A 26,155-nucleotide genomic window follows, 5' to 3' on the forward strand; every position below is an offset into this window, starting at 1 on the left:
ATGAACCGTGTCCGTATTCAAATCATGAATCAATTTGATAGAAAATCGCAGGAATACCGAGCTTTGAAACGCTACTGGAAATGGATACAACAAGATAGCCGGAAAATCAATGATAAACGATTTTATCGCCCTATGTTTCACATGCATTTGACTAACAAGGAAATTCTAGAAAAACTCCTATCCTACTCGGATGAACTCAGACAGCACTATGAACTCTATCAATTTCTCTTGTTCCATTTCCAAGAGAAAAACTCAGATCATTTCTTCAGTCTCATCGAACAGGAAATAGCCTCTGTTAATCCTATTTTCCAGACGGTATTTAAGACATTTCTAAAGGATAAAGACAAGGTTTTAAACGCCATGGAATTGCCTTATTCCAACGCCAAACTGGAGGCAACCAACAATCTCATCAAAGTCATTAAAAGAAATGCCTTTGGATTTAGGAACTTTGAAAACTTTAAAAAACGCATTTTGATTGCTTTAAACGTAAAGAAAGAGAGAACCAAGTTCGTCCTCTCTAGGTGTTAGCTTTTCATCTACCCACTACAGTTGACAAAGAGCCAGAAATACCGCTATATCAGTATTTTTAAGAGTTGCTTCAAGATGATATTCACACTTCGAATTTGCTATTTTTCTGTCGCTTAGAGGGTTTGTCTACATTCTGGGGCATACTATGCTTTTCTATTTTTAGGAAGTATATACTCATTTAGTTTAACTTTTATTCCTTCGACGATTGTGGAAACTCCGTTTCCCTATTTCCAACCTTGCCCACTTCGCTCTCAAATTTCTAGGCTCAGGCTGAAACAGTCCGCCGAACTGTTTCACTCTTCCAGATGATTGGAACTCGCTTTGCTGTACTCTACGATTGTTACTGACTATTGTCAGTATGATTTCCAACCTTCAACAGTCATCAGACTGTTGAAGCAGCCTGCAGCTCCTTGCCTAGTACTAAAAGTAAACAAAACAACTATAAAAAACCATATAACCCACCATAAAAAGAAACGTGTAGCTGAGTATGAGCTTCTTTTTCATACTCAGCTACACGTTTTCACCCAATTCTATATATCCTATTTTTTAAGCTGGAAGCCTTGATTCTACAGACTGTAATCTACTACCGAAAATTCCTATCCCATTCCCCGTCTTCTCCCTTTTGGGTGTAAAAAAATTCAGAGAGGGTTGGGTCATCCATGATCTTTAGGACTTCAAGAAGATCATAGGCTACCTCTTGATAGGCTAATTCTATTTTGGGCAACCAGAAGACTTCCCCTTCGGCACTCGATTGGAGCTGACCTGAAAAACTTTTTGCCTTGTAAAGAAAGACCATATAGCGATGCCCTTCTCTATCTGGCCAATGCTTAAGTCCTACTAACTGAGGACTTTCAATCAACAGTCCCGTCTCTTCTTGAACCTCTCGAACAACGGCATCGTGAAAATTCTCCCCTAATTCAACATGCCCTCCTGGGAAAGCAAGCCCAGACCAGCGATACAATTTGGGATCCCTACGTTGAACCACTATACGTCCTTGTCCGTCTTCAATCAAACACATGTTGGTCAAGGTGACCAATTCTTTACGTGACATATATCCTCCTTACTTACTGCCTGCCTATATACCATCCTCTTTTCCAGTATCTCCTTGCCTAGATGAACGACCTTGCTCGTTCCGTCAAAACGAAAGCCAATAGCTTCATAGAAGTGAATGGCTCGTTCATTGCCCTCTGCGACCCAAAGGACAATCTGGGAAAAAGCCTTCAACTCTTCTAAGGCAAATCGCATCAAACGATAGCCAATCCCCTGTCCATGGTATGCTTCCAAGACATAAAGAGCATATACTTCCCCAGTATTTTGTAAGCCTTCTTGACGAGTACTAGCACAAGAGACAAAGCCTACTACTTTATCATCAATCTTCGCTACAAAGGTATCTTGTGGAAAATCAAAAGCCCATTTGCGACACTGCTCAAGCTTTCTAGCTTCTAAAAACTCTGCCGGTAAGAGCTTAGCATAAGCTTCTTGCCAGGCTTTCCAATGTACATATGCCTTGCCTTCTATTTCTTGAGCTGTCAGCATTGGAACAATGGTAAACATAGAGCTTTCTCCTTTAAATAAACGATACCTCTTCAAAGTGGACAATGAAAAACAAAGATATACCTGAGAAACAAGAGGGAAGATATCATTTGACAGCATGGTGCTCTTTTTGCGAATATCTTCCTTCCTATTTAGAGATAGTTTTAAGAGAACCAACCAGCTCCCTTGTAAAACTTATGAGAGTAATTGCTTAACATTCTTTACTGTGTTAGAAAGTGAGTCTTTCTTTGTCCATACATATAGTCCGTATGAGATGAGATATAGCATAATCGCTATCATAGAGGGCAAAAACCAGCCTGCCACAATAAATACAATTGTTAATAGTACTTCAAGATAAATATCCATTTTGACATCTATTGCTAGTTCTCTAGCAACTGCTGCTTCTGCTGCTATGCACCTGAAAGCCAATAGAACTACTATACTTACTATGGCTAAATCCAAGTTCTTTAATACCAAAGTAGTCAATAGGGTCAATCCCAAACTGAAACCAACTGTTCGGATATTGACACGAAGGATATATTTCTCCATTCTCAAGGCTTTTAAGTATGTGTTAATAAGCAAGGACATTTTCCCTTCATAGATAGCCATTGGGAAAATGAGAACCATGTACTTTATACTTTCACTATAGTGAGGTAGCCAGTTGAGGAGTACTAACCTTAATGGATAATAGACAATCAAAATCCCTAGCATAAGAGGCATGAGTAAATCTCGTAAACTTTTATACAGAATTGGTAGCTTACTTGCTTCCAATCGTTTTAACATGGGAAAAATCACAATACCAACTGCATTGATAAAAATCATCATCAAATTGGAAATGCTGAGGGTTAGCGAGACCTTCCCAAAAGTCGCAATGTCCCATTGCCTTTCTATCCCTAGACGCACTGTTCCAATAATCAGCAAACTAGCTACATTCGATAGCATTAGATTGCTTCCAATCCTAATATTATCAATCATTTCAAGATAATCTACCTTAAAAGAAGATAGCTTTTTTAACAAAATAGATCGACAGATACAAAGACCGTATAAGAGTGAAATAAACCTCGCAATGACATCTACATAAATCATCATTCGATAATTTTTAATACCTACTAAGATAAAACCGATTAACAAAACCGCATATAGAAATCTATCCAAGATCGTAATGGCTGAGCTCTCTTTAATGCGATTGGTTGTCTGTAAGATATAAATGATAAAAAAGCGTACATTCGTCAATAACAATGTAATTCCTAGTTGTTCAAAAATAAATTTTTTATCACCATTAGCAACGCAAACAAAGCCATAAAGAAAGATTAAAAGGGCTATAGTAGATTGAAAAAGAGTATACATCACAAATTGTGAATAAAACTTTCTTTGGTCTAAGTCCTCAAAGTGTGAGCCACCATATTTTAAATAGATTCCATCAATCCAACCAAGGTGAAAAAATCCGACATAACTCACATAAAACAAGTATAGCTGCCAGTAGCCATAACTCTCTACTCCTATCAATTTTGGCAAGACTAAAATAACCAATGTTGAAACAAGCATGCTCAACAAATTGGAAAAGATAGCATAGCCAGAATTGACTACTATGTTTTTTAGTTTACTGTTCATCTTGCTTCACTCGACTGTATTTCATAGACTGAATCAACCCAGTAAAAATAGTAGGTAAATCAACTGTGGGTTTCCAACCTAGATTTTCCAACTTCTCAGTCAATAATTTTAATTTGACCTCGGGATTATAGCCAAACTTCTTAATATCTTGAAAATCAAAGATCACTTTTGTCGTGGAGGATTCATCCAAAGAACTGACCAATTCTGCCATATCTTTAATCGAAATAAGGGTGTCTTCATTTGCTACGTTATAGGCTTCCTCACTTTGCCCTAATAGTAACACATAGAATATACCTGCAATTGCATCTTTAATTGAACAATAGTTGCGCTCTGTTCCTCCACTTGTGTGCAATACAATGTCTTTCTTTTCAATAACTGAACGTGCAAACTGCGCAAATACTCGATTATCTCCATAATCCACTCCGGGACCAAATGTCTGACACAATCTAGCAATTTTTATAGGGAGCTGATACTGTGTCGCATACGATATACACAAACTTTCTGCTAAACGCTTCCCTTCTGAATAGCTACTGCGAGCATTGGCAGGATTTAAAAATCCAAAATCATTTTCTGAAACATCTTTCTGTCCGTCAAAAGAACCGTATACCTCCAGCGAAGATAGAAAAACAAAGCCTTTACTAGTATGCAATTTCGCTAATTCCAACACATTACGCGTACCATCTACTACCGTATAAATAGTATCTACTGGCTTTTGAACAAAATCAAGGGAATTTGTCACACTTGCTCCATGAATGATGTAATCAATGGTATCTTCAACTCGAATCGCATCCCTAATATCTCCTTCTACCACTTGAAGCTTATCCATATCAGCTCCAAAAATAGCGCGAGCTTTCAATAGGGAACGAACGAAAATCGTTATCCGAATCGCAAGACCATATTTCTTATTGGCAATCAATAAAGCAAGAACAACCTGCGAACCAATCAAGCCTGTAGCGCCCGTTACAAATATTCTTTTCGTATGCAAACGCTCAAAAAGAGCCTTATGTTCAGACACTAGTGTTTCTATCTCTGCTATTACATATTTATCAAACATTTTTATCCAAATACCTGTTCATTTTCTCTAGAATCATAAATAGCCTTAAAAATATAAAAGTCGGAAGGAGTGGTAATTTTAATATTCTCTGGTCCACCCATCACTGTATACAATTCCATACCATAATGTCGTACCAATGTTGCCGAATCCGTCATATTTAACAAATGATCTTGCTGCGCCTGCAAGTGTAAGCGAAAAATATCGTTAAAGTAAAATGTTTGAGGTGCTACCGCTGTTTGACAACTGTCTCGATCAACAACATTTGTAATGGAATTATTTTCATCAACTTGGATGACGGTTTCAATCACAGGCTTAACCGTAACTGTAGCCCCATATTTCCGAACACTTTCTATATTCCTACTAATGATATCTGCATCGATTAGAGGACGAACTCCATCATGGATCAAGACAATGTCATCATCACTTTGTACCAATTTTTGCACAGCCTCTAAACCATTAAAGATAGACAACTGCCCAGTACTACCACCTGATACAATTTCGCGAACCTTTGATATTTGAAATTTGGTCAATAAACTTCTTAAATAATCATGCCAACCATCTACACACACAATCACAATATGGTCAATCTGTGGATGATTTTCAAAATGCTCTATCGTATGAATAATAATTGGCTTACCATGTAATTCTAGAAATTGCTTTGGCTTCGTTGTTAACTTCATTCTGGTCCCAGTTCCACCAGCAAAAATAACTACTGAGTTACTTCCATTCATTTATCTTCTCCTTTAGTACTCTTCTGTTGCAAATATACCAATAAAAAATGAAAACCCAACCAACTTCATAAAGAAGTCCTAAATGAAGTCGATTAAAAAATTGCTCTAAAATAGAAAAATAGGCTAAAGGATAAATCATTAAAGCATAGAGAATCCATGACAGGCTATAGTGCCCTTTTCGGGTTAATGAATACAAGAATTCAAAGAATAAGCCCATAATAAATGGCAAAAAGACCACCCCTAGGTAACCAAAATCCTCTACAAAAGGACGCATAGCTGAATAAATATTTGACTCATAGACAAAGCCAGTGGTGGATTTATACGTAATAAATTCAGAGAACACCGGTCCCTTATGTACTAAACTCTCTATTCCTAATCTTCCTAAAACACCTAAAAATGATCGAAACGTTACCATTCCAAATTTATAGTGGACAGGAAGTGATTCGTTGAGATAGAGGTTGAAGTTATACAGACCAGAACCACCGTAAAGACTGATGGAACGCCCAAAGTCTGATTTATACCCCTTTAATTTTCCAAACAAGTAAAAAATACCAACAGCTACCACTAGATAAAGCCCCAATTTTAGCAGAGATTTCATATGAAGCCGGGTAATTCTCCCCCTATTGCTAGCTGTGAAAAATAAGATCCAAAGAACAATACAGTAGATAAAGAAACGTAGGAGTATGTTCCGATCGGTCGAAATAGCGGCCATCAGTAAAAATAATAGGATGGCTACCCAATGCATCCATTGACCTTTCCCCTTTTTCACTACATATTTATCCAATAAGAATTGGAAAAAACTAATATTTGCAATAGCAGTTAATAGTTTCACCAATTGGTTCACGATAAAGCCATTGGAACCATTGTGCTCAACATTTCGATCATAAATTTGCCGTAGCATAAAGCTAACATCGCTTGATAACTGAATACCTCTAAAAATAAGAAGTAAATAGGCAATCATGGCAAGGATAGCCACTCCAAACAAGACCTTACTAGGTGTCGCGACAATAGATAAAGGAGACTTAGAAACTTCCGATACAGGGGACTGCTTCCTTAAATGAACATAGTCAATAATGAGAGTTCCTGCATAAAAGGACAAGATGGCTGTGAGTGTATAGATCATAAAGCGACTGCTCAAAACCACATCCCAGTTTCTCTGATTCACCATTATAATGCTTGAAGCTAAAATAAAGGATAAAAGAAAGATCACATTCGGTCTTATGAGGCTCCTCCATTTATAGAAATCAATTCCCAATAAAACGAAAGATACTAGTAATAGTAGATAAATCATAATTCTCCTTCAACAGATAATTTTATTTCAGTATGCATATCCTAAATCAGATTGAAGATAATTTTTAACCTGATTGCCCACTTAGGCTCATTCGATAAGGAAAATAGGTGACTGTTTCTTATTAATGCCATTTTAGAGGAGAAGTTTCGTTGGTAGCCACTCATGACGTTTAAATCTGATAAAAGGGGATCCTCTATCTGGTTACCAAATTTCTCGACTAATTCCTTGGCTAATAAACTCCTGCCATTTCTTTTTGACTTATTTCGGAATTTTTTATACCAATTTACATAGACATTTTCTTTTTTTACGCCTACAACATTATGTTCATGCTGTCGATAAGAAATGTAAGCATTTGGATCGTAGATAATGTCACCCACACTACTTGCCACCATAGCAACCCAGACATCATGAATCCTTACCTTCAATAAATCACTAGATGGTCTATTCTTTGGCTGGTAGAGTATCTCTTGAAGCTCTCGATTCCATACCATCGTACAGCCTGTTACTAGGTTATTGGTTAGAATTTGAAGACTACTTGTATTGATCGGCTGTAGATGCCGCAGACCAATCTGTTCTAGGTCTTGATTGACCAAGAGTTGATTGGAGCAATACAAGATTGGCTTTTTAGCACTACCTATGCTTTCCACTGCCTGCAACAGCTTATTTGAAAACCACACATCATCTTGGTCACAAAAGGCATAATAGTCATACTCCACCCCTGCTTCATAAAGAGTTTCCATAAAACTACTACCAACTCCTAGATTGTAGCCTTCATTCTTTATAAGGATAATGTTGTCGCCATATGCTTCTAGTATCTCTAGTGTTTGATCTTGAGAGCCATCATCTCTCACAAAAATACTCGCGTCCACTCCTTCTTGTTGTACCAAACTTTCGATTTGCTCTCTTACATAATTTTCGCCATTATAGGTACTCATGATAATAGCTACTGTTGGTTTATTCATGTATCATCTCCAGTAATAGTGTGCCCTATGATGAGGAACTTGCTTTTCGACAGGGGGAAGTTGCATGTAATCTCCATAATGCTGGGTCAAATAAGCATCATAGTCTGAAATAATATCAAAATCATGCCCTTCAAACTGTATAGATTGATACTCCTTAAAGGTAAACGTTGGCATAATCTCCTTCTCACGATAGACGCCACTAATACAAGCAGCAAAGCCAGAAGTTTCAAAAGCATTTCGTTGACAAAAAGTATCTATGGACGCACACAGCTGCCGCTTATTGACAAGCCGACTCATTAAAAAGAAAGTAAGACGGATTGGCTCAACTAAAATAGACTTTGTCTCACTTCTAAAATACTTTGTCCATTTTGAAGCAACTAATAATTCTCTTTTAAAGCGCCCTTTATTAAAATTTTTCAGGGCTATAGCATCGTCATCCCCCAAACCATCAATCGGAAAAATATCAATGCTAACACCCATCTTGTACGCAATCTCTCGCGAGTCGTCAACAAGGTAGGTGTTTCTATCGCTCAGCCGACTAAATAAATCAAAATACCCCTCCGTATGATTCAAGGATAAACAATCGAATCCCCCCTCATAATGACGGCAATATTCTAAAAACTTTTCATAATCAGGGCGGGGCATCATAACATCAATATCATCATCCCATGGAATGAAACCACCATGACGGATAGCTCCTAATAGCGTCCCTCCTCCCAACGAGTAACGAAAAGCATTTTCCTGACAAATCTTATCAAATTCAATTAGTAAGCCAAGAGCAACTCTCTGGACTTCCTGTAATTCTAGTTCCCCCATTAGTATTGATACCTTCTTATATTCTCTGCTATTCTTATGGCCATGTAGTCTGTCATTTGTTACTTCATGAACTCATTTTACGATACTCTAGTACAGCTTCACAACTTTTTCTGATACTAGAAGGATTATATCCTTACTGTTTTCTATAGGTTATTGATTTATATTTATAATTGAACTCAGCCTACGAGCTATGTAAAAAAGATAGGCAGCTGTTTCGGCTTTAGCCGATTACAGCTGAGAATCCTGTAAGGATAGGCAGCTGTTTCGGCTTTAGCTGATTACAGCTGAAAATCCTGTAAGGATAGGCAGCTGTTTCGGCTTTAGTTGATTACAGCTGAGAATCCTGTAAGGATAGGCAGCTGTTTCGGCTTTAGCTGATTACAGCTGAGAATCCTGTAAGGATAGATTGTCTTGTGTTTAACAAACACTGCGTCAATCCCCTATTTTTACTTTGCTCGCTTAACGACTTTTGTATCTTGGTTTAATTGAACTCAACCTACGAGCTACGTAAAAAAGATAGGCAGCTGTTTCGGCTTTAGTTGATTACAGCTGAGAATCCTGTAAGGATAGGCAGCTGTTTCGGCTTTAGCTGATTACAGCTGAGAATCCTGTAAGGATAGATTGTCTTGTGTTTAACAAACACTGCGTCAACCTCCTATTTTTACTTTGCTCGCTTTACGGCTTTTGTATCTTGGTTTAATTGAACTCGCCCTAAACTCTGTGCGAAAAAGATAAATTTTCCTAGAAACTAAAGTTTCTTCGTCAAATTTTCTATTTTCGCCTTGAGTTTTTCACGGGCTTTGTATCTTAGTTTAATTGAACTCGCCCTAAAAATGCTAGAAAAAAGATGAATCGTATCGATTACTGGGTAATCTTCTCCGATTCCCTATTTTTCTTTCCATTTTCTTCACGTCCTCGTATCTTGATTTAATTGAACTCGCCCTAAACTCTGTGCGAAAAAGATAAATTTTCCTAGAAACTAAAGTTTCTTCGTCAAATTTTCTATTTTCGCTTTGAGTTTTTCACGTCCTCGTATCTTGTTGTAACTCAGATAATTCCTGGTTACTGCGCAATAATTTTGTAAAAATTAGAAAACGAATCTTATTAGGTACCAATGCTACAATCAATTGAATCGCACATGTTTTGTAGTAGTCAAAATGGCTGATAAATCCCGTTTCTAAAATTTTTCTACGGCCGGCACAGTATTTTTTAAAATAGGCAAAACCGCCACGTCTTTCAATCATACCAGCACCTGTTCGGACATCTACCAAATAGTCGTCAAGATTCATCCCTTTGGCACCTGAAAGCAACATTCGAACCCACAGCATATCATCTTCCATCAAGGGTGCGTCTTCATAATTTCCTGCTCTCAAAACACTGCTTTTTTTAAACATCACTGTTACATGGTTAAATGCACTTCTACTCTTTTGGTAATGCACAATCTCCTCATGTCCTAGCGGAACCTTGCGGACAGCATTTGGATGTTGCGGATCAGCCTCAAATTCCAAAATATGACTACCACAAATATCCAATGCTGGATCTTTCTCAAAACAAGCTAGTTGTTTCTCAAAGCGAGCTGGGCGCGCAAGATCATCTGTATCCATTCGTGCAACCAATTCATGGCTACAGTGGAGCATACCTTCTCGTAGAGCCAGTCCTAGACCAAGATTCTTTTCCAGAGGTACTCGCTTGATCAATCCTGGGTATCGCTCTTGATATGTATCCAACACCTGATACAATTCTTGCGTCAAGGGTCCATCTTCCACAATAACCCATTCTGTTGCAGGGACTGTTTGATCTAATAAACTCTCAAAACACTCCTGCAAATAGCGAGGGTCTTCTTTTATGTATAAAGATAACAAGACACTAAATTGTTTATCCATATCCCCCATTATATCGTTCCTTTCACACTTGCTACAACTTCTTTTACCTTTTCGATGATATAAGCCACATCATCATCACTTAATTGTGTATGGAGGGGCAAGGTGAGCGTGTGTTCAAAATAATGGTAGGCATTTGGATAATCACAAATGTCAAATCCCATACTTGCGTAGGCGGTTAAGAGCGGCAGAGGTTTATAATGCACATTGCAGGCAATGCCAGCTTCTGCCATTTTCTCAATGATCTGATTTCGTTCTTCTAGCGTCACATCTTTGATATGAGTAATATACAGGTGCATAGACGATACGTAATCTGTATGGAAGTGCTGTAGAGGCTGAATCCTTGTCCCTTCAAAGGCTTGGTTGTATGCTGCAACAATTTCTGCTCGACGTGCCAATAATCCTTGATAACGCTTCAATTGAGCTAGACCAATCGAAGCCATGATATCCGTCATATTGCATTTAAAGCCTGGAAGTACAATATCATACTCCCACGAACCTAGCTTGGTTTTAGCCAAGGCGTCCTTGGTTTGTCCATGAAGTGAAAAAATTTGAAATTGACGATAAAGCTCCTCATCATCCAGATTTGGATGGGCTTTCCAAGTGACTGCACCACCCTCTGCTGTCGTCAAATTTTTAACTGCATGAAACGAAAAGGCTGTGAAGTCTGCGACACTCCCAATTTTCTGTCCCTTATAGGCTGCCCCAAAAGCATGGGCGCTATCTGATAAGATGACAATTCGTCCAAATACTTCCTGGAGGGGAGAACTTGCAACAAAGATAGATTGATACTTCTCCACTATCTCAAGAATACGATGATGATCACATGGAATACCTGCCAACTCAACTGGAATAATCACTTTAGTATGGCTTGTAATTGCTTTTTCCACCGCATCATAATCCATTTCAAAATGATCTGCTTGAATGTCTACAATGACAGGCTTTGCACCGACATGTTCGATGACGCTACATGAGGCAGTATAGGTCATGGCTGGAACGATTACCTCGTCACCAGGACCAACTCCCAAGATACGTAGGACAAGCTCTAAACCTGCTGTCGCTGAATTTAAACAGACTGTTTTATTGGTTCCAGTATAGCTTGATAGTTCTTGTTCCAATCGTTTGGTTTTAGGACCTGTCGTAATCCAACCCGAACGAAGGCTATCAATCACTTCTGCAATTTCTTCCTCGGTAATGTCAGGAGGAGAAAAGGGAATATTTTTCTTTTTCATTGTTCTCTCACTTTACTACTTTGATGACCGTTTGAAGCATAATCCGCAGATCGTTCCAAAAAGAGAAGGAACGGATATACTCCAGATTATAAACCATCTTCTCAGGTAACACTTTCTGTATATAGGCTTCATCGGCAGTCATTCCACGACCGATGTAAGTCTCCATCAATAAATCCTCATCTTTATAGGCGATACTAGCTGGCGAAGTAATCCCTGCTGGTAATAATAGGGTTGCCTTCATCTCTTCTGTATACTCTTTTGTATATTTTTCTACTTCAGGTCTCACACCGACAAAGCTCATATCACCAACTAAAACATTGAAAAGTTGTGGAATTTCATCTAAGCGATACTTTCGAATCAAACTACCCACTCGTGTGATACGGCTATCATTTCCGAGCGTTACTAAACTGCCTTTTTTATCCGCATCTACTACCATGGTCCGAAATTTGTAAATTTTAAATATTCTTCCATGCTGGGTGATGCGTTCTTGTCGATAGAAAACAGGACCGGGACTATCTAATCTTATCCAAATCGCAAAAAATAATAATAGAGGTGAAAATAGAATAATCAGAAGAACAGCCATCACCCGATCAAATAGATATTTGCAAGCCAAATCTCCTTTTTTACTTGCAAGTATCACTCGATAAGGGGTCAACACATCCTTTTCTTCAATATCCATAACGGTTTGATCGTTCATTTTTACTCCTGTTTAGCAAATTCTAGCAAGCTGTTCTTCAGCGTTTCCGAGTCATCATCTAACAGAGTGCTAATAAATGCTTCGATTTCTTCTTTACTTTTGGAGGCAACACGCCCTACAAAAATCTTATCGTATATCTGGTCTGTTGTTCGTTCTCTCGTCGCAAGAAGCTCCTCATATAGCTTCTCCCCTGGCCGAATACCACTCTCAACAATTCCGATTTCTTCTTCTGAATAACCACTAAGGGAAATAATCTTTTTAGCAAGATCAAGAATTTTGACAGGTTCTCCCATATCTAAAATGAAAATTTCTCCACCATTCATCAAGGCTCCAGCTTGAATCACCAAGCGACTAGCCTCTGGAATGGTCATGAAGAAGCGGGTCATACGAAAATCAGTCACTGTCACTGGACCGCCCTTGGCTATCTGTTCTTTAAACAGCGGAACGACACTCCCTCGACTTCCCAAAACATTGCCAAAACGAACCGCTGCAAAACGCGTTTTCCCCGGCTCGTTGAGACTGGTAACAATCATCTCTGCTACTCGTTTGGTTGCCCCCATAATATTAGGAGGATTTACAGCCTTGTCTGTTGAAATCATGACAAACTTTTCAACACCATACTCCTTGGCTGCCTCCGCCACATTCTTAGTCCCATAAATATTATTCTTTACTGCTTCTTTTGGATTGTATTCCATCAAAGGGACATGCTTGTGGGCAGCTGCATGGTAGACCCTATCTGGATGATATTGGGCCATGATGTGGAAAATCCGCTCCCTATCTTGAATATCCGCTATAATTGGAATAATCTCAATATTATTGCGATAACTCATCGACAATTCTTTATGGATAAGATAGATGGAATTCTCTCCGTGTCCTAGGAGCAACATTCTAGCTGGTGAAAAACGAATCAACTGACGACAGAGTTCCGAACCAATAGAGCCCCCTGCTCCTGTTACCAAAATGGTTTTCCCTTGGATGTTGGAATATAGACTAGATTGATCTAGTTCCACCTCTTGACGACCTAGTAAATCAACAATATCAATTTCACGCAACTTGCTGACGCTCACTTGACCTGATAGAATGTCTTCCTGTTTCGGAATGGAATACACTTTAATCTTTGTTTTTTTACAGATGTCATACACTCGTGCATATTCTTCCGTATTCAGAGATGGGATTGCAATCACGATTTGATCGATTTCATAATTTTTAACAAGCTCTGGAATCTGTTCTTCTGAACCGAGCACCCGGACGCCATGTAGCAAGGTCTGCCACTTGGCTGGGTCCTTATCCACAATTCCAACAACATCAATATCTTTGAAAGAGCGAATAGCTGTTTTTAGGAATAAATCAGCTCCCTGCCCTGCTCCGACCACCAGTGTTCTTTTAGCTTTGCTCGATTTACGTCCCAACAAATCAACATCTTTTAGTTCATAAGTCATCCGCCAAATTAAGCGCGATGCCCCAATCAGTAATAGGGAAAAGATATAGCTCAATAAAATAAAGCGATAGCTAAAGACAATTCTCTGACTAAAGATGACAACTACTGAGATCACATAACTCAACAAAAGATTTTTGGTCATCTGCCAAAGTGCAATATAATCTGTAAAACGATTTAAAATGGAATAGACATGTGTTGCATAACCACATATCAGGTAGACCAACCAAATCGCCGTCAAGAATACCAACATTCGCTGTAAAGATAGATCGATGTAATTATCTAAGAAGAATTGAGTGATAAAACCACTCGCATAGATAATTAGGGCATCTACCATAATTAAAATAAACCGTTTTTGACCACGTGTCAACTTCTATTCCCCCTCTTACAGTTTGACTTTTTAAATCCTCTAAACCCTTAGGGCTTGTCGAGCTTTGACTAGCTGATTGACTTTCCTTGCTTCAATGCAATTCATCTCCTAGTACAAAAAGACACTAGACGACTATGGCCCCTGTAATCTGTTCGCTAGAATGGTTTTCAGGCATTTCATCTTGAAAAACCATTCATTTCAGTGGCTACTGCTTAGATATACTCCTATTTACCAGCCATCACATCTTGAATGGCTGCTTTGGCAGCATTCAAACTTTCTTGGTCAACTTCCATCATATAAAGTTCGGCATCAGGCATGGCATAAGATGGTAAGCCGGTAACACCTGTTCCAGTCAAGGCTTGTGAAGTAACGCTGTAGCTTCCGCCAGATTCTAATTGACCATTGATTAAGGTAATCATCGTCTCAAGGCTCATATTGGTTTGAACAGAATCTTGAATCCCCTCTAGAATCTCATTGTAATTTTTCAAGACAGCTGGGGAGCTTAATTTCTTAATCAAACCTGCAATCACCTTCTCTTGGTTTTTACCTCGGTCATTATCACCACCTTGTAAAGCATAGCGTTCACGTACAAATTCTAGGGCTTGATTGGAATTTAGGTGAACCTCTCCTACGGGGAAGAATGTTCCATCATAGCCTGTAAATTCTTGTTCATTTGTAACTTCTACTCCCCCAACCACATCAATGAGTTTTAGGAAGGAAGTGAAATTCAAACGGACATAGTAGTTTGTTTGAATATCATAGAGATTTTCAAGTGTATGAATAGACGCCTCAACACCATAAATACCCGCATGGGTCAGCTTATCATATTGATCATTTCCTCCATCTGCAATCCGAACATAGGCATCTCTAGGAGTGGTTGTTAACAAGACCTTCTTGGTCTTGAGATTCACTGTCATAATAATATTAACATCTGAACGAGACACAGAAGAAATCGGTCCATAAGTATCAATCCCACTGACATAGACATTGAAAGCATCGCCATTAATCTCTGTACCTTTAATATTTTCTACCTTTTTGCTTACCTTTAAGGTATAGAGTTTTTTAATTTTTGACGCATCATAATCATCAAGGATGTCCTCAAAGACACTATTTAAGATAATCGCTTTGGCTTCTTTCTTCACCAATGATTGATAGGCTGATGAATAAGAGGGAGCTGCATCTACTGCTACAGACACTTGCTTTTCGTTTTGAAGCGCCTCTGTCAGTTTTGTAATATTTTCAGCGTCCGTTCCAGTTGGAGCTAAGACACTTGTTACTTGACTAATGTCTGTAATGTCACTATCTGCTAGTACAATGACACTCATTTCGTATTCTGAGTATTTGGCAGTTGAATTGAGCTTATCAGAAAAGCTCATGACTTCTCGAATCGCAAATAAGGTTGCTCCACTCATCAAAGTAGATAAAATCAAACATATCAACGTAAAACGTGGCGCTTTCTTTTTGAATGCCAAACCAGCAAATAAGAATACCGAAAATACTAAAATAACTGTTACGAGCAGATTCAGATTGCGGAAAGCGAGTAGATGATAACGATAAATGGCAAAGAGGAGAATCGCTGCCATCACTGTATAGATCGTTGCCAATATCCGGTTTACAATACTAAGCTTTCCACCATTTTGCTTTCCTTTGTATGTTCTTGCTCTTCTCGAACGCTGTTCCATTTTTTAACCTCCAAAATAGTCCTATTACTCCTACTGAGTATAGCACATTTTTCCTTTTATTTATATGTTGCGCAATGTATTCTTTTGAATCACTATTGAAACCATTGGTATTTTACCATATTTCAGTCCATTTTACCATTATTTACCTACCGTTATCATGACATAGATGTAAAGAAAAAAACATGCAGCTATTTTCAAGCCACATGCTTTTTTCACGATCTATTATTGATACCATACGATCGATTGATTATCCTGAGAGACGAGTTCTATTTTAGGATTTTCGGAAATCTTTTCATTAGAAACTGCCACGCTATATCCGTCTTCTATTCTCATCATGTCATAGACTTCTCCATCTAAGGTTAACCAGACGTGCTGATAAGTAGGAGCTGTCTTCCAGTCAATCTTCGTCAAGGCATTCCCTTTCTCAATCATCAAGTCATGAGTAGGTAGAGCCTGCCTAATCGTAGAGTCGTCCGTGTACTGAATACTTGAAAGCGGTGGATTTAGATTTAATTGTTGCATCTGCTCATAGTTAAAATAGGTACTTGAAAATGTATATTCAGCAACTTCAAGAATCACCATATCAGGCCTAAATATATTATAATAATATGGAAAGTTCAAAATATTTTGATAGTCATGAATGGAAATATATTCACCAAAAGCATTCGTTAGGTATTTATAACCAAACTTATTCATATAACTTCCTTGAAACATCAGCACACGGGGAAATTCTTTGCTATTTTTCGATGTATTTTGATAATAAGCAAAAGACTGATAGCTAGGGTCTAATTGCAATTCATCTTTGAAGAAGTCTGTTTTTGTTGTCTCAATATCTTCAACTGGAACCTGAATCAAGGGAACCAATTCATGAATCGGAAACTGAGAAACAGGTAAAGAAACTTCCAACTGACTGGACACTTCAAAATCCTGCAGTCGGTTTACTTGGATACTAGGAAAGTCATTCCTTACTTCAGACAAAATAGCATTTGTTCCATAAAAAGCCCCTAGATCATTCCAATGATTTGCATCATATTTTTGATTGAAGACGACATTACCCGCCTGTCTTTCTTGAGCAAGGGTCACGGTATTATCCAAATAGCGAACCTTTCGTTTGTCAAGAGCCCTTAGAAACCTTTCTACCCAATCACGATTATAGTCAATACCATCCGGTATGTATTCTGGTAATACCGCGGGCTTTGCTGGATTTAAGACAAATAAGAAGGGAATATTTCGCTCCTTACAATATTCTTGTATGTCTTTCACCATATCTGCAAACTGCTCATGATAATCAGAATACTGATAGGCAGAGGTCGTCAGACCAGCCCCAAAAACATAGCCGTCTTTCCCATACTGATAGCTGGGATGAACCATTTTACCAAACAAACGATCATTTAATAGGGTATAGCCTAAAATCATTTCATCACGAAAGCCAATGCGATCATTTACATAGTTCTCAATATTTGCTGTCAGATCAGCTTCACTATCTGCTAAGGCTTCTTTGGAAAATGGGTTTTCGGCTAACATGCGGTTATCAATCTCGGAAGAAATATGGGGAGCAAAGCGAAAGTTAGCAATAGGAATCAGTATAAGCAGCGAAAATGCACTTATCGTCAGAATTTTTATAATTTTCATCAATATCTCCACTTCTTTTTAATATTGGAAATAGATAAAGGGGCTATAGGTTGAGTTAATCATAAATAAGATAGCTACGATAAAAAGAAGCAGTAAGGTGAGCTCTTGGAGCAAATACCCAATCCTTGTCGAACGAAAAGCCTTGTACCAGCTCATCACTTTCTGAGAGCCCAATACGGTAGCACCTACGATCCCCACGATAGCAAGTGATAGGATTTTGAAATCATAGTAATATTGCCATGTATAAGGTATGGGCTGACCTGTCCCCTTGCCAACTACTGCTTCCAGTACCGTTACAAGATCAGAGAGATTTTGATAGCGGAAAAATTGCCAAGAAAGAAGAATGATGCCCATCGTTACGCTATACTTTATAGCAGTAGGTATCTTTTGATAGTATTTATGATGATGAACAAGGCGCTCCATGACTACAAAAAAGGCATTGATTCCTCCCCAAATAATGTAATTCCAGCCTGCCCCATGCCATATGCCTGTCACAGCAAAGACAATGACCAAATTGCGTAGCGTTTGTCGCTTGCCTTTACGGCTTCCTCCTAGTGATATGTAAATATACTCCTTAAACCATCTCCCCAATGAGATATGCCAACGTCTCCAAAATTCAGAAATGGATAAGGAACGATAAGGGAAGTTGAAGTTCTCTTTAAATTCAAAGCCAAAAAGCTTAGCAAGACCAATGGCAATATCAGAATAGCCAGCGAAATCATAATAAATTTGCAACATATAGAGAACAAGGGTCCCAAATGCCGTTAGTTGATCCATGGACTGGATCGAAATTTGAGCTAAACAAGCACCAAAAGTATCGGCTAAGATGACCTTTTTTGCAAACCCAATCATGATTCGATTGAGTCCCTCCGTGATGAGGGTTAGAGATACTCTATTATGTCCAATCTGTCCTTGAAACTCTTTCCATAGGACAGTTGGCCCTGAAATCACTTTTGGAAAAAAAGAAAGATAGAGCAAACAGTCCAAAAAGCTCCCGGTCGTTGCCTGTCCTCGATATATATCAGTTAAATAGGAAATACTCGAAAAGGTAATAAAAGAGATTCCAAGAGGAGTTAGCAAGGACTTGGGAGGGATTTGATCCCCAAACAGGCTATTCCAAGTCTGAATCAAAAAATTGGAATAATTAAAATAAACTAGGGAAAAGGTCACAAGCATAATCCCAATCCACAAGGGAAAGAGGCTCAGATACAGCCTCTTTTGACTTGTAGGAGATCGATAAAGAAGTAGATAGAGACCTTTTTCCCTGCTATTTGCAATCCACAAACCGATGCCGTATACGACGGCTATATAAAAGAGTAAGCGAAAACCATTATCAAATGACGACCACATATAAAAGGCGAAACTAACCCCTATTTGGAAGCATTTATCTAAGGAAAGGGTTTTGGCTAGGGTTCGTAAACCATTGATAGAAAAGATCCCCCTTATCATCAGATATCCCAAAATAGAAAGCGGGAAAAAAACAAATAAAAATACTTGTGTTGTAAACAGCATATAAAAGCCTCTATAAATATTAAATCATTCGTATCAAATACACTATCGCGTGTACCTCATTTATTATGACAGTTCTAAAATGAGATGTCAAGTTTCTTAATTATGGTTTAGGTAGTAAACACACGACAAGCCCTGCTCCCTTTATGTCCATTCGCTCTCTCTTCTGTTTTCCCCAACTCGACCGTCCTTGGTTTTCCAATAACAAAGCATTATCAAAGGCTATACGCTCAACTATCTTTGAAAGAAACTAGCCAAGGAAGAAAAAGATAAGTAAGTGCCTCAAACTGACTTTTTAACGCTAAAACTCCTCCAACCAAAGCCAGATTTCTTCTTTAAAAGCCACATGAGGCTAGTTGAAACTTCTAGTCATATGAAACCCTTATGATTGATTCTTTTTCTCCCCTAATCCAACGCCTTGATTTCCAATATCATATCACGAATTTGAGCAGCGAGTTCAAAGTCTAGAAGCCCTGCTGCTTCCTGCATTTGACCTTCTAATTTTTTAACCATCTCTCGACGCTCTTGCTTGGTCAGGCTTTCAATATCTACACTTTCTTCCTTCTCCGGAAGAACTGCCTTGGTCACACTGATCAGATCGCGGATTTCTTTTTTAATGGTCTGAGGAATAATCCCATGTTTGTCATTGTATTCTATTTGAATCTGGCGGCGGCGAGCCGTCTCATCTATCGCGCGTTGCATGGACTGTGTCATGTTATCTGCATACATAATAACATGACCCTCGCTATTACGGGCTGCCCGCCCAATGGTCTGGATTAACCCACGTTCATTACGCAAGAAGCCCTCCTTATCTGCATCAAGAATGGCAACTAGGCTTACTTCTGGCACATCAATTCCCTCTCTCAAGAGATTGATTCCGATAAGGACATCAAAAACTCCCAAGCGGAGGTCTCGGATAATTTCTGTCCGCTCCAAGGTCTTGATATCACTGTGCATGTATTTGACTTTAACCCCCATTTCTTTGAGGTAGTCCGTCAAATCTTCTGCCATTTTTTTAGTCAAGGTTGTGATGAAGGTTCGCTCGCCTTTTTCTACACGTACGTTAATCTCACCTAATAAGTCATCCATTTGCCCCATGGTTGGACGAACCTCAACTTCTGGATCTAAAAGCCCTGTAGGGCGAATGATCTGCTCGACAATTGTATCTGTCTGCTCATTTTCATAATCACCTGGTGTCGCAGATACGTAAACAATCTGATGGACATGACTTTCAAATTCCTCCCGGCGCAAGGGACGATTGTCCAAGGCGCTCGGTAAGCGAAAGCCATAGTTGACCAGCATTTCTTTACGCGAGCGGTCTCCATTATACATCCCCTTAATTTGCCCCATGGTCATGTGACTCTCATCAATCATGATTAAAAAATCATCTGGGAAGAAATCAAGCAGGGTATAAGGCGGCTCCCCTTCGCTACGCCCGTCCATATGACGGGAGTAATTTTCAACCCCATTGGTGTAGCCCATCTCTCTCAACATCTCAATATCATACTCCGTCCGTTGTTTGAGACGTTGGGCTTCAAGGAGCTTGCCTTCTTTTTCAAAGAGCTCCAACTGCTCTGTTAACTCTGCTTGTATCTTGCCAATAGCTGTCTCCATATAATCGTCACTAGTCACAAAGTGCGTCGCTGGAAAAATAGCCAAATGATCCACTTCTCCTAACACCTGACCTGTTAGGGCTTCAATTTCCCGGATTCGATCAATTTCATCTCCAAAAAATTCTACTCGAAAGGCATGCTCATCACGGCTGGCTGGGAAAATCTCTACCACATCACCACGGACGCGGAAACGCCCGCGCTGAAAATCAATATCATTGCGTTCAAATTGAATATCTACCAAATCATTAAGCAACCTATCTCGTGAAATATCCAGTCCTGGACGTAGACTAACTACGCTATCAGCATATTTCTTAGGAGAACCCAAACCGTAAATACAAGAAACAGAAGCAACCACAATCACATCATTGCGCTCTAAAAGTGCAGATGTTGCCGAGTGACGGAGTTTATCGATTTCATCATTGACCGAACTATCCTTTTCAATATAGGTATCGCTCGATGGTACATAGGCTTCTGGTTGATAGTAATCGTAGTAAGAGACGAAATACTCTACCGCATTGTTAGGGAAAAATTCCTTGAACTCACCATAGAGCTGCCCAGCCAAGGTCTTGTTATGGGCAATGACAAGGGTAGGTTTATTGACCCTCGCAATGACTTGGCTCATTGTATAGGTCTTTCCTGTCCCTGTTGCTCCTAGTAAAATCTGCGCCTTTTCCCCACCTTCGATATTGTCTACCAAGGCTTCAATGGCTTCTGGCTGATCACCAGATGGCTTATATTTTGAAACTAATGTAAACTGATTATTTGTTACTCTATTGATCATATGCTACCTCGTTCTTCTATTTTAACATAAATACGCCTATAAGGGATGATGGCGGATTGATTCTCTTCAAACATCAGCCAAAAGGAGGACTACACTCGACCGTCCTCCTTTTGTTAGCTATACTCCATGAACATCACATTCGATTAGGTGATATACTCATTTAGTTTAACTTTTATTACTTCGACGATTGTGGAAACTCCGTTTCCCTATTTCCAACTTCCAATCATCTTCTAGATGAATTGTGGAAACTTCGTTTCCTTATTTCCAACCTTGCCCACTTCGCTCTCAAATTTCTAGGCTCAGGCTGAAACAGTCCGCCGAACTGTTTCACTCTTCCAGATGATTGGAACTCACTTTGCCGTACTCTACGATTGTTACTGACTATCGTCAGTATGATTTCCAACCTTCAACAGTCATTAGACTGTTGAAGCAGCCTGCAGCTCCTTGCCTAGTACTAAAAGGAAACGAAACAACTATACAAATAATATAGAAAGCTACTACTCTCTTATTTTCCAGAGAGCAGACTAAAAAAACACCACCAGGGCTTTTCACTTATCTAATCAAGTCAACAAAGTCTAACTTTGATTGGCTAAGCGTATTATTCATTACTATCTTTTCTCTTTGTCTGGTACAAGTTCCAAGCTAAGTAGAGACTAGCAAGCAGTAAGGTGATTGAAGCAAGAATACTACCTTCTGATCCAAATTCACCACCAGACAGGTAAGTTGGTGCTGATGTTGGTTCAAAACTCATCAAGGAATAAGAAACAGTTATCCCACTAACATTGACGCCAAAGACACTTCCTTGAAAGCAATTCCAGGCAGCATGGGCCGCTGATATCCCCCAAATATTATCTGTCTTTAAGACATAAAGACAAGCAAAAAGACCAAAGAGAGCAATATTTAGTAGGGAAATCAAACTAATCCCATTATTGCCTAAATGAAGGAGGGAAAACAGGAGACTGGATGCTGCAACTCCAATCGGAAGGGAAGTCCTAGTGGCGACACCGGGAAAGAGCCAACCACGAGTGGACACTTCTTCAGTGCCACTCTGTAGCAACCAGAAAGGAAAAATGAGAAAGACATTTAGAACATTCAAGCCTGAAAAATAGGTTCCTGTCAGCTGGATACTCCCCGTCACCCACTGTGAAAAAACAACTGCACTAATCAGTAAAATTCCAACAAGGAGACCTTTCAACAATTCCTTAAGCCCATCTTTCTTATAGAAGCCTAAACCGGAAATCGGTCTTTTTTCGATAAAGGTTATCCATAGCAAAATCAAAAGAAAAGGTACGATAAAGGCTAGCAACTGTAGAAATAAGGGATCCACTATATCAAACAGGATATAGATCAAATCCATAGGGAAAAACTCCTGAACGATATAACCAATCAATCCTGCGAGTATAAAGCCTATCTCTAACACCAACTGCACTATAAAGGGCAAGAGAAATGCGTATACCCATCTTCTATTCTGCTTCGACTGTAGCTGTACAGCTGCAAACATCTTGTTTTGTTTCATTTTATTCTCCTTATCTGGAATGGATAGCTTCATTGTATCTATTTTTCAGCTCCTATGCAAGCCTCAATCCTGAAAAACATACATATGTTACATCTTCTGACACAGCCCTTTGCAAATCTATCCTATTTATGGTATACTATCCTCTATATTTAGAAATGAAAAAGGAAAACATTTTGAAAATGATTTTCAAGAGATTTCTAATCGTTATTTTTAATGAAGGAGAATTGAAATGAAGAAAAAATGGTTTACATTGGCAGCTCTTCTGCCACTATTCTTCCTGTTTTCATCAGTCAAAGCCGACGATGCTGTCACTATTGTCTTTGATTCAACCTATGCACCTTTTGAGTTTAAGGACTCAGATCAAGTCTATAAGGGGCTTGATGTCGATATCATCAATGAGGTAGCCAAACGTTCCAACTGGACGGTCAACCAGACCTTCCCCGGGTTCGATGCAGCGGTCAATGCTGTGCAATCAGGACAGGCCAATGCCCTCATGGCAGGGACAACGATTACCGAAAGTCGAAAGAAAGTCTTTACGTTCTCTGATCCCTATTTCGATACAAAAATCGTTATTGCGACAACACAAAAAAGCCCCGTATCTAACTACCAACAATTAAAGGGAAAGACGGTCGGTGTAAAAAATGGCACGGCTGCCCAAAACTTCCTCGACCAGCATAAAAGCAAATACGGCTATAGTATCAAGACCTTTGATACAGGTGATACGATGTATAACAGCCTCTCTACAGGAGCTGTAGATGCTATCATGGATGATGAAGCCGTTATTCAATACGCTATTCAACAAGGGCAAGATTTAGCCCTTAATATGGAAGGCGAAGCGATTGGCTCATTTGGTTTTTCCGTCAAAAAAGGAAGCCAATATGAGTATCTGGTCGACGATTTCAACAAGGCGCTCGCAGCCATGAAAGCAGATGGTACCTACGACAAAATCGTAAAGAAATGGCTCGGAAGCACATCTTCTGTCAAAGAAAATCCATCGGACTACAGCTCTCTCCTTACTTTGACAGGCAAGATTGGAGCTGTCGCAACTCCTATTAAGGCTTCTTATACCATTGTATCCGATTCATCATTTGCTCCTTTTGAATATCAAGGAAAAGATGGAAAATATACAGGAATTGACATCGAATTAATCAAGGCTATTGCGGAGCAGCAGGGATTCACTCTTACCATTCAAAATCCTGGCTTTGATGCCGCCCTCAATGCAGTGCAGTCAGGACAGGCTGACGGTGTTATTGCAGGAATGACCATCACCGATGCTCGCAAAAAAATCTTTGATTTCTCCGATGCCTACTATACATCAAGTATCCGACTTGCAATCAAAAAAGGAAGTGGTATCACACGTTACGAAGATCTTGCTGGTAAAACTGTCGGTGCCAAAAATGGTACTTCCTCTTATAGTTATTTAGAAGACAATGCTAGCCAATACGGCTATAGTGTGAAAGCCTTTGACGAAGCTTCAACCATGTATGATAGCTTAAATTCTGGTTCTATCGATGCTCTTATGGATGATGAAGCCGTTCTTCTATATGCTATCCAACAAGGGCGGGATTTCGAAACACCAATCGAAGGAATTGCAACGGGTAGTCTCGGATTTGCCGTGAAAAAAGGGAGCAACCCAGAGTTAATCGAAATGTTTAACAATGGTCTAGCTGAGTTGGTTCAATCTGGTAAATACGATGAAATCATGAACAAGTATTTCAATGAAGAAGAAAGTACCGAAACTTCTACTACTTCAACCGTTGATGAATCCACAATCTGGGGACTCCTCAAAAATAACTATAGCCAACTCCTTTCAGGTCTTGGCATTACCATTGGATTAGCCCTCCTTTCCTTTGCGATTGCAATTGTAATCGGGATTATCTTTGGAATGTTCGCGGTCAGCCCATTCAAAACGCTCCGCGTCACTGCTTCTATCTTCGTAGATGTAGTCCGCGGGATTCCTCTGATGATTGTAGCAGCTTTCATCTTCTGGGGGATTCCAAACTTGATTGAATCCATGACTGGTCAGCAATCACCAATCAATGATTTTGTTGCAGGAACCATTGCCCTTTCTCTCAATTCTGGTGCTTATATCGCCGAGATTGTGCGCGGAGGTATTCAGGCTGTTCCTATCGGACAAATGGAAGCCTCTCGTAGCTTAGGGATTTCCTACGGTAAGACGATGCGCAAGATTATCTTGCCACAGGCTGCAAAGCTGATGTTGCCAAACTTTATCAATCAGTTTGTCATCACCTTGAAAGATACGACTATTATCTCAGCAATCGGTCTGGTCGAATTATTCCAAGCTGGTAAAATCATCATCGCTCGGAATTATCAATCATTCCGTATGTATGCAATCCTTGCAATTATCTACTTAATTGTCATTACGCTCTTGACACGCCTTGCACGTAAACTTGAAAAAGGAGGCAACTAATGGCTCAATTAAAAATCAATGTCCATGATTTACATAAGTCTTATGGAGACAACGAAGTATTAAAAGGAATCACTGCTAAATTTTACGAGGGGGATGTTGTCTGTATCATCGGCCCCTCTGGCTCTGGTAAATCAACTTTCCTGCGAACGATGAACCTGCTTGAAACCATTACAAGCGGTCAAGTAACCGTTGATGGATTTGATTTGACCGACCCAAAAACAGACCTTGATACCTTTCGTTCTAATGTTGGTATGGTATTCCAGCACTTCAATCTCTTCCCCCATATGAATGTTTTAGAAAATATCACCTTTGCCCCTATCCAGCATAAACTAATGGATAAGACTGAGGCTGAAAAAGTGGGAATGGAATTGCTTGAAAAAGTTGGGCTATCAGACAAATGTGATGCCATGCCTGATAGTCTTTCTGGAGGACAAAAGCAACGTGTTGCCATCGCCCGTGCCCTTGCCATGAATCCCGACATTATGCTCTTTGATGAGCCAACCTCGGCTCTTGACCCTGAGATGGTCGGAGATGTCTTGAATGTTATGAAAGACTTGGCTGAACAAGGAATGACCATGCTCATTGTTACCCACGAAATGGGATTCGCCCGTAAGGTTGCAAACCGCGTTATCTTTACAGACGGCGGTGAGTTCCTAGAAGACGGTACACCAGAGCAAATCTTTGATACTCCACAACACCCACGTCTTAAGGACTTCCTTGACAAGGTCTTAAATGTTTAGGCTCTTTGTCAACTGTAGTGGGTTGATGAAAAGCTAACATCGTGAGAGGACGAACTTCGTTCTCTCTTTCTTTACGTTTAAAGCAATCAAAATGCGTTTTTTAAAGTTTTC

General features: G+C 39.4%; 20 protein-coding genes. 3 read left to right on the forward strand and 17 right to left on the reverse strand.

Annotation, left to right across the window (positions count from 1 at the left end):
• A partial coding sequence (locus ACVPON_RS08795; protein WP_462878254.1) for a transposase occupies positions 1–528 on the forward strand: 528 nt, incomplete at its 5' end.
• 583 nt (positions 529–1,111) lie between these two features.
• On the opposite strand, the gene ACVPON_RS08800 is transcribed toward ACVPON_RS08795, so the two are convergent.
• The 17 genes from ACVPON_RS08800 to ACVPON_RS08880 form a co-directional block, all read right to left on the reverse strand.
• On the reverse strand, positions 1,112–1,579 hold the full coding sequence (locus ACVPON_RS08800; protein ID WP_462878255.1) for an NUDIX domain-containing protein: 468 nt from the start codon (positions 1,577–1,579) through the stop codon (positions 1,112–1,114).
• On the reverse strand, positions 1,552–2,082 hold the full coding sequence (locus ACVPON_RS08805; RefSeq protein ID WP_462878256.1) for an N-acetyltransferase family protein: 531 nt from the start codon (positions 2,080–2,082) through the stop codon (positions 1,552–1,554). The genes ACVPON_RS08800 and ACVPON_RS08805 overlap by 28 nt, the downstream gene beginning before the upstream one ends.
• A gap of 174 nt (positions 2,083–2,256) precedes the next feature.
• Positions 2,257–3,672 carry an MATE family efflux transporter gene (locus ACVPON_RS08810; RefSeq protein WP_462878257.1) on the reverse strand — a complete coding sequence of 472 codons (1,416 nt, stop codon included), beginning with the start codon at positions 3,670–3,672 and terminating at the stop codon, positions 2,257–2,259.
• Positions 3,662–4,726: an NAD-dependent epimerase/dehydratase family protein gene (locus tag ACVPON_RS08815; protein ID WP_462878258.1), complete on the reverse strand. Its 1,065-nt coding sequence runs from the start codon at positions 4,724–4,726 to the stop codon at positions 3,662–3,664. The genes ACVPON_RS08810 and ACVPON_RS08815 overlap by 11 nt, the downstream gene beginning before the upstream one ends.
• A gap of 2 nt (positions 4,727–4,728) precedes the next feature.
• On the reverse strand, positions 4,729–5,457 hold the full coding sequence (ispD, locus tag ACVPON_RS08820; RefSeq protein WP_462878259.1) for a 2-C-methyl-D-erythritol 4-phosphate cytidylyltransferase: 729 nt from the start codon (positions 5,455–5,457) through the stop codon (positions 4,729–4,731).
• Complete coding sequence (locus ACVPON_RS08825) at positions 5,444–6,748, reverse strand: O-antigen polymerase (RefSeq protein ID WP_462878260.1); 1,305 nt, start codon at positions 6,746–6,748, stop codon at positions 5,444–5,446. Before ACVPON_RS08825 ends, ispD begins: the two co-directional genes overlap by 14 nt.
• A 41-nt stretch (positions 6,749–6,789) precedes the next feature.
• The gene (locus tag ACVPON_RS08830; protein ID WP_462878261.1) at positions 6,790–7,710 is read right to left on the reverse strand and encodes a glycosyltransferase family 2 protein; all 921 of its coding nucleotides are present in this window, start codon (positions 7,708–7,710) and stop codon (positions 6,790–6,792) included.
• Between the two features lie 3 nt (positions 7,711–7,713).
• A complete protein-coding gene (locus ACVPON_RS08835) occupies positions 7,714–8,526 on the reverse strand; it encodes a LicD family protein (protein WP_462878262.1) in 813 nt (270 codons plus the stop codon).
• 1,022 nt (positions 8,527–9,548) lie between these two features.
• Positions 9,549–10,409 (reverse strand): glycosyltransferase, encoded by an 861-nt coding sequence (locus tag ACVPON_RS08840; protein ID WP_462878263.1) that lies wholly within the window; start codon positions 10,407–10,409, stop codon positions 9,549–9,551.
• Between the two features lie 8 nt (positions 10,410–10,417).
• On the reverse strand, positions 10,418–11,638 hold the full coding sequence (locus ACVPON_RS08845) for a DegT/DnrJ/EryC1/StrS family aminotransferase (protein ID WP_462878264.1): 1,221 nt from the start codon (positions 11,636–11,638) through the stop codon (positions 10,418–10,420).
• Positions 11,639–11,645: 7 nt separating this feature from the next.
• On the reverse strand, positions 11,646–12,335 hold the full coding sequence (locus tag ACVPON_RS08850) for a sugar transferase (RefSeq protein WP_462878265.1): 690 nt from the start codon (positions 12,333–12,335) through the stop codon (positions 11,646–11,648).
• Positions 12,336–12,337: 2 nt separating this feature from the next.
• Positions 12,338–14,140, reverse strand: a complete 1,803-nt coding sequence (locus ACVPON_RS08855) for a polysaccharide biosynthesis protein (RefSeq protein WP_462878266.1) — start codon at positions 14,138–14,140, stop codon at positions 12,338–12,340.
• 224 nt (positions 14,141–14,364) lie between these two features.
• Entirely contained in the window at positions 14,365–15,822 is a 1,458-nt protein-coding gene (gene cpsA / locus ACVPON_RS08860) for an LCP family glycopolymer transferase CpsA (RefSeq protein ID WP_462878267.1), read from the reverse strand.
• Positions 15,823–16,044: 222 nt separating this feature from the next.
• Positions 16,045–17,454, reverse strand: coding sequence for an alginate O-acetyltransferase AlgX-related protein (locus ACVPON_RS08865; RefSeq protein WP_462878268.1), 1,410 nt, complete (start codon positions 17,452–17,454; stop codon positions 16,045–16,047).
• Between the two features lie 18 nt (positions 17,455–17,472).
• Positions 17,473–18,966 (reverse strand): MBOAT family O-acyltransferase, encoded by a 1,494-nt coding sequence (locus ACVPON_RS08870; RefSeq protein ID WP_462878269.1) that lies wholly within the window; start codon positions 18,964–18,966, stop codon positions 17,473–17,475.
• 402 nt (positions 18,967–19,368) lie between these two features.
• On the reverse strand, positions 19,369–21,357 hold the full coding sequence (gene uvrB / locus ACVPON_RS08875) for an excinuclease ABC subunit UvrB (protein WP_462878270.1): 1,989 nt from the start codon (positions 21,355–21,357) through the stop codon (positions 19,369–19,371).
• Positions 21,358–21,955: 598 nt separating this feature from the next.
• Positions 21,956–22,873, reverse strand: a complete 918-nt coding sequence (locus tag ACVPON_RS08880; protein WP_462878271.1) for a CPBP family intramembrane glutamic endopeptidase — start codon at positions 22,871–22,873, stop codon at positions 21,956–21,958.
• A gap of 229 nt (positions 22,874–23,102) precedes the next feature.
• On the opposite strand from ACVPON_RS08880, the gene ACVPON_RS08885 reads away from it, so the two are divergent.
• Positions 23,103–25,304 (forward strand): ABC transporter substrate-binding protein/permease, encoded by a 2,202-nt coding sequence (locus tag ACVPON_RS08885; RefSeq protein ID WP_462878272.1) that lies wholly within the window; start codon positions 23,103–23,105, stop codon positions 25,302–25,304.
• Positions 25,304–26,044 carry an amino acid ABC transporter ATP-binding protein gene (locus ACVPON_RS08890; RefSeq protein WP_462878273.1) on the forward strand — a complete coding sequence of 247 codons (741 nt, stop codon included), beginning with the start codon at positions 25,304–25,306 and terminating at the stop codon, positions 26,042–26,044. The genes ACVPON_RS08885 and ACVPON_RS08890 overlap by 1 nt, the downstream gene beginning before the upstream one ends.
• The last annotated feature ends 111 nt before the right edge of the window (positions 26,045–26,155 follow it).

The sequence above is a fragment of the Streptococcus sp. 1F3 genome (genome assembly GCF_054968985.1).

What these genes read in the sequence shown, in the direction of transcription:
- ACVPON_RS08800 (WP_462878255.1), bottom strand. Translation starts at nt 1,579, where the DNA reads ATGTCACGTAAAGAATTGGTCACCTTGACCAACATGTGTTTGATTGAA.
- ACVPON_RS08805 (WP_462878256.1), bottom strand. Translation starts at nt 2,082, where the DNA reads ATGTTTACCATTGTTCCAATGCTGACAGCTCAAGAAATAGAAGGCAAG.
- ACVPON_RS08810 (WP_462878257.1), bottom strand. Translation starts at nt 3,672, where the DNA reads ATGAACAGTAAACTAAAAAACATAGTAGTCAATTCTGGCTATGCTATC.
- ACVPON_RS08815 (WP_462878258.1), bottom strand. Translation starts at nt 4,726, where the DNA reads ATGTTTGATAAATATGTAATAGCAGAGATAGAAACACTAGTGTCTGAA.
- ispD (WP_462878259.1), bottom strand. Translation starts at nt 5,457, where the DNA reads ATGAATGGAAGTAACTCAGTAGTTATTTTTGCTGGTGGAACTGGGACC.
- ACVPON_RS08825 (WP_462878260.1), bottom strand. Translation starts at nt 6,748, where the DNA reads ATGATTTATCTACTATTACTAGTATCTTTCGTTTTATTGGGAATTGAT.
- ACVPON_RS08830 (WP_462878261.1), bottom strand. Translation starts at nt 7,710, where the DNA reads ATGAATAAACCAACAGTAGCTATTATCATGAGTACCTATAATGGCGAA.
- ACVPON_RS08835 (WP_462878262.1), bottom strand. Translation starts at nt 8,526, where the DNA reads ATGGGGGAACTAGAATTACAGGAAGTCCAGAGAGTTGCTCTTGGCTTA.
- ACVPON_RS08840 (WP_462878263.1), bottom strand. Translation starts at nt 10,409, where the DNA reads ATGGATAAACAATTTAGTGTCTTGTTATCTTTATACATAAAAGAAGAC.
- ACVPON_RS08845 (WP_462878264.1), bottom strand. Translation starts at nt 11,638, where the DNA reads ATGAAAAAGAAAAATATTCCCTTTTCTCCTCCTGACATTACCGAGGAA.
- ACVPON_RS08850 (WP_462878265.1), bottom strand. Translation starts at nt 12,335, where the DNA reads ATGAACGATCAAACCGTTATGGATATTGAAGAAAAGGATGTGTTGACC.
- cpsA (WP_462878267.1), bottom strand. Translation starts at nt 15,822, where the DNA reads ATGGAACAGCGTTCGAGAAGAGCAAGAACATACAAAGGAAAGCAAAAT.
- ACVPON_RS08865 (WP_462878268.1), bottom strand. Translation starts at nt 17,454, where the DNA reads ATGAAAATTATAAAAATTCTGACGATAAGTGCATTTTCGCTGCTTATA.
- ACVPON_RS08870 (WP_462878269.1), bottom strand. Translation starts at nt 18,966, where the DNA reads ATGCTGTTTACAACACAAGTATTTTTATTTGTTTTTTTCCCGCTTTCT.
- uvrB (WP_462878270.1), bottom strand. Translation starts at nt 21,357, where the DNA reads ATGATCAATAGAGTAACAAATAATCAGTTTACATTAGTTTCAAAATAT.
- ACVPON_RS08880 (WP_462878271.1), bottom strand. Translation starts at nt 22,873, where the DNA reads ATGAAACAAAACAAGATGTTTGCAGCTGTACAGCTACAGTCGAAGCAG.
- ACVPON_RS08885 (WP_462878272.1), top strand. Translation starts at nt 23,103, where the DNA reads ATGAAGAAAAAATGGTTTACATTGGCAGCTCTTCTGCCACTATTCTTC.
- ACVPON_RS08890 (WP_462878273.1), top strand. Translation starts at nt 25,304, where the DNA reads ATGGCTCAATTAAAAATCAATGTCCATGATTTACATAAGTCTTATGGA.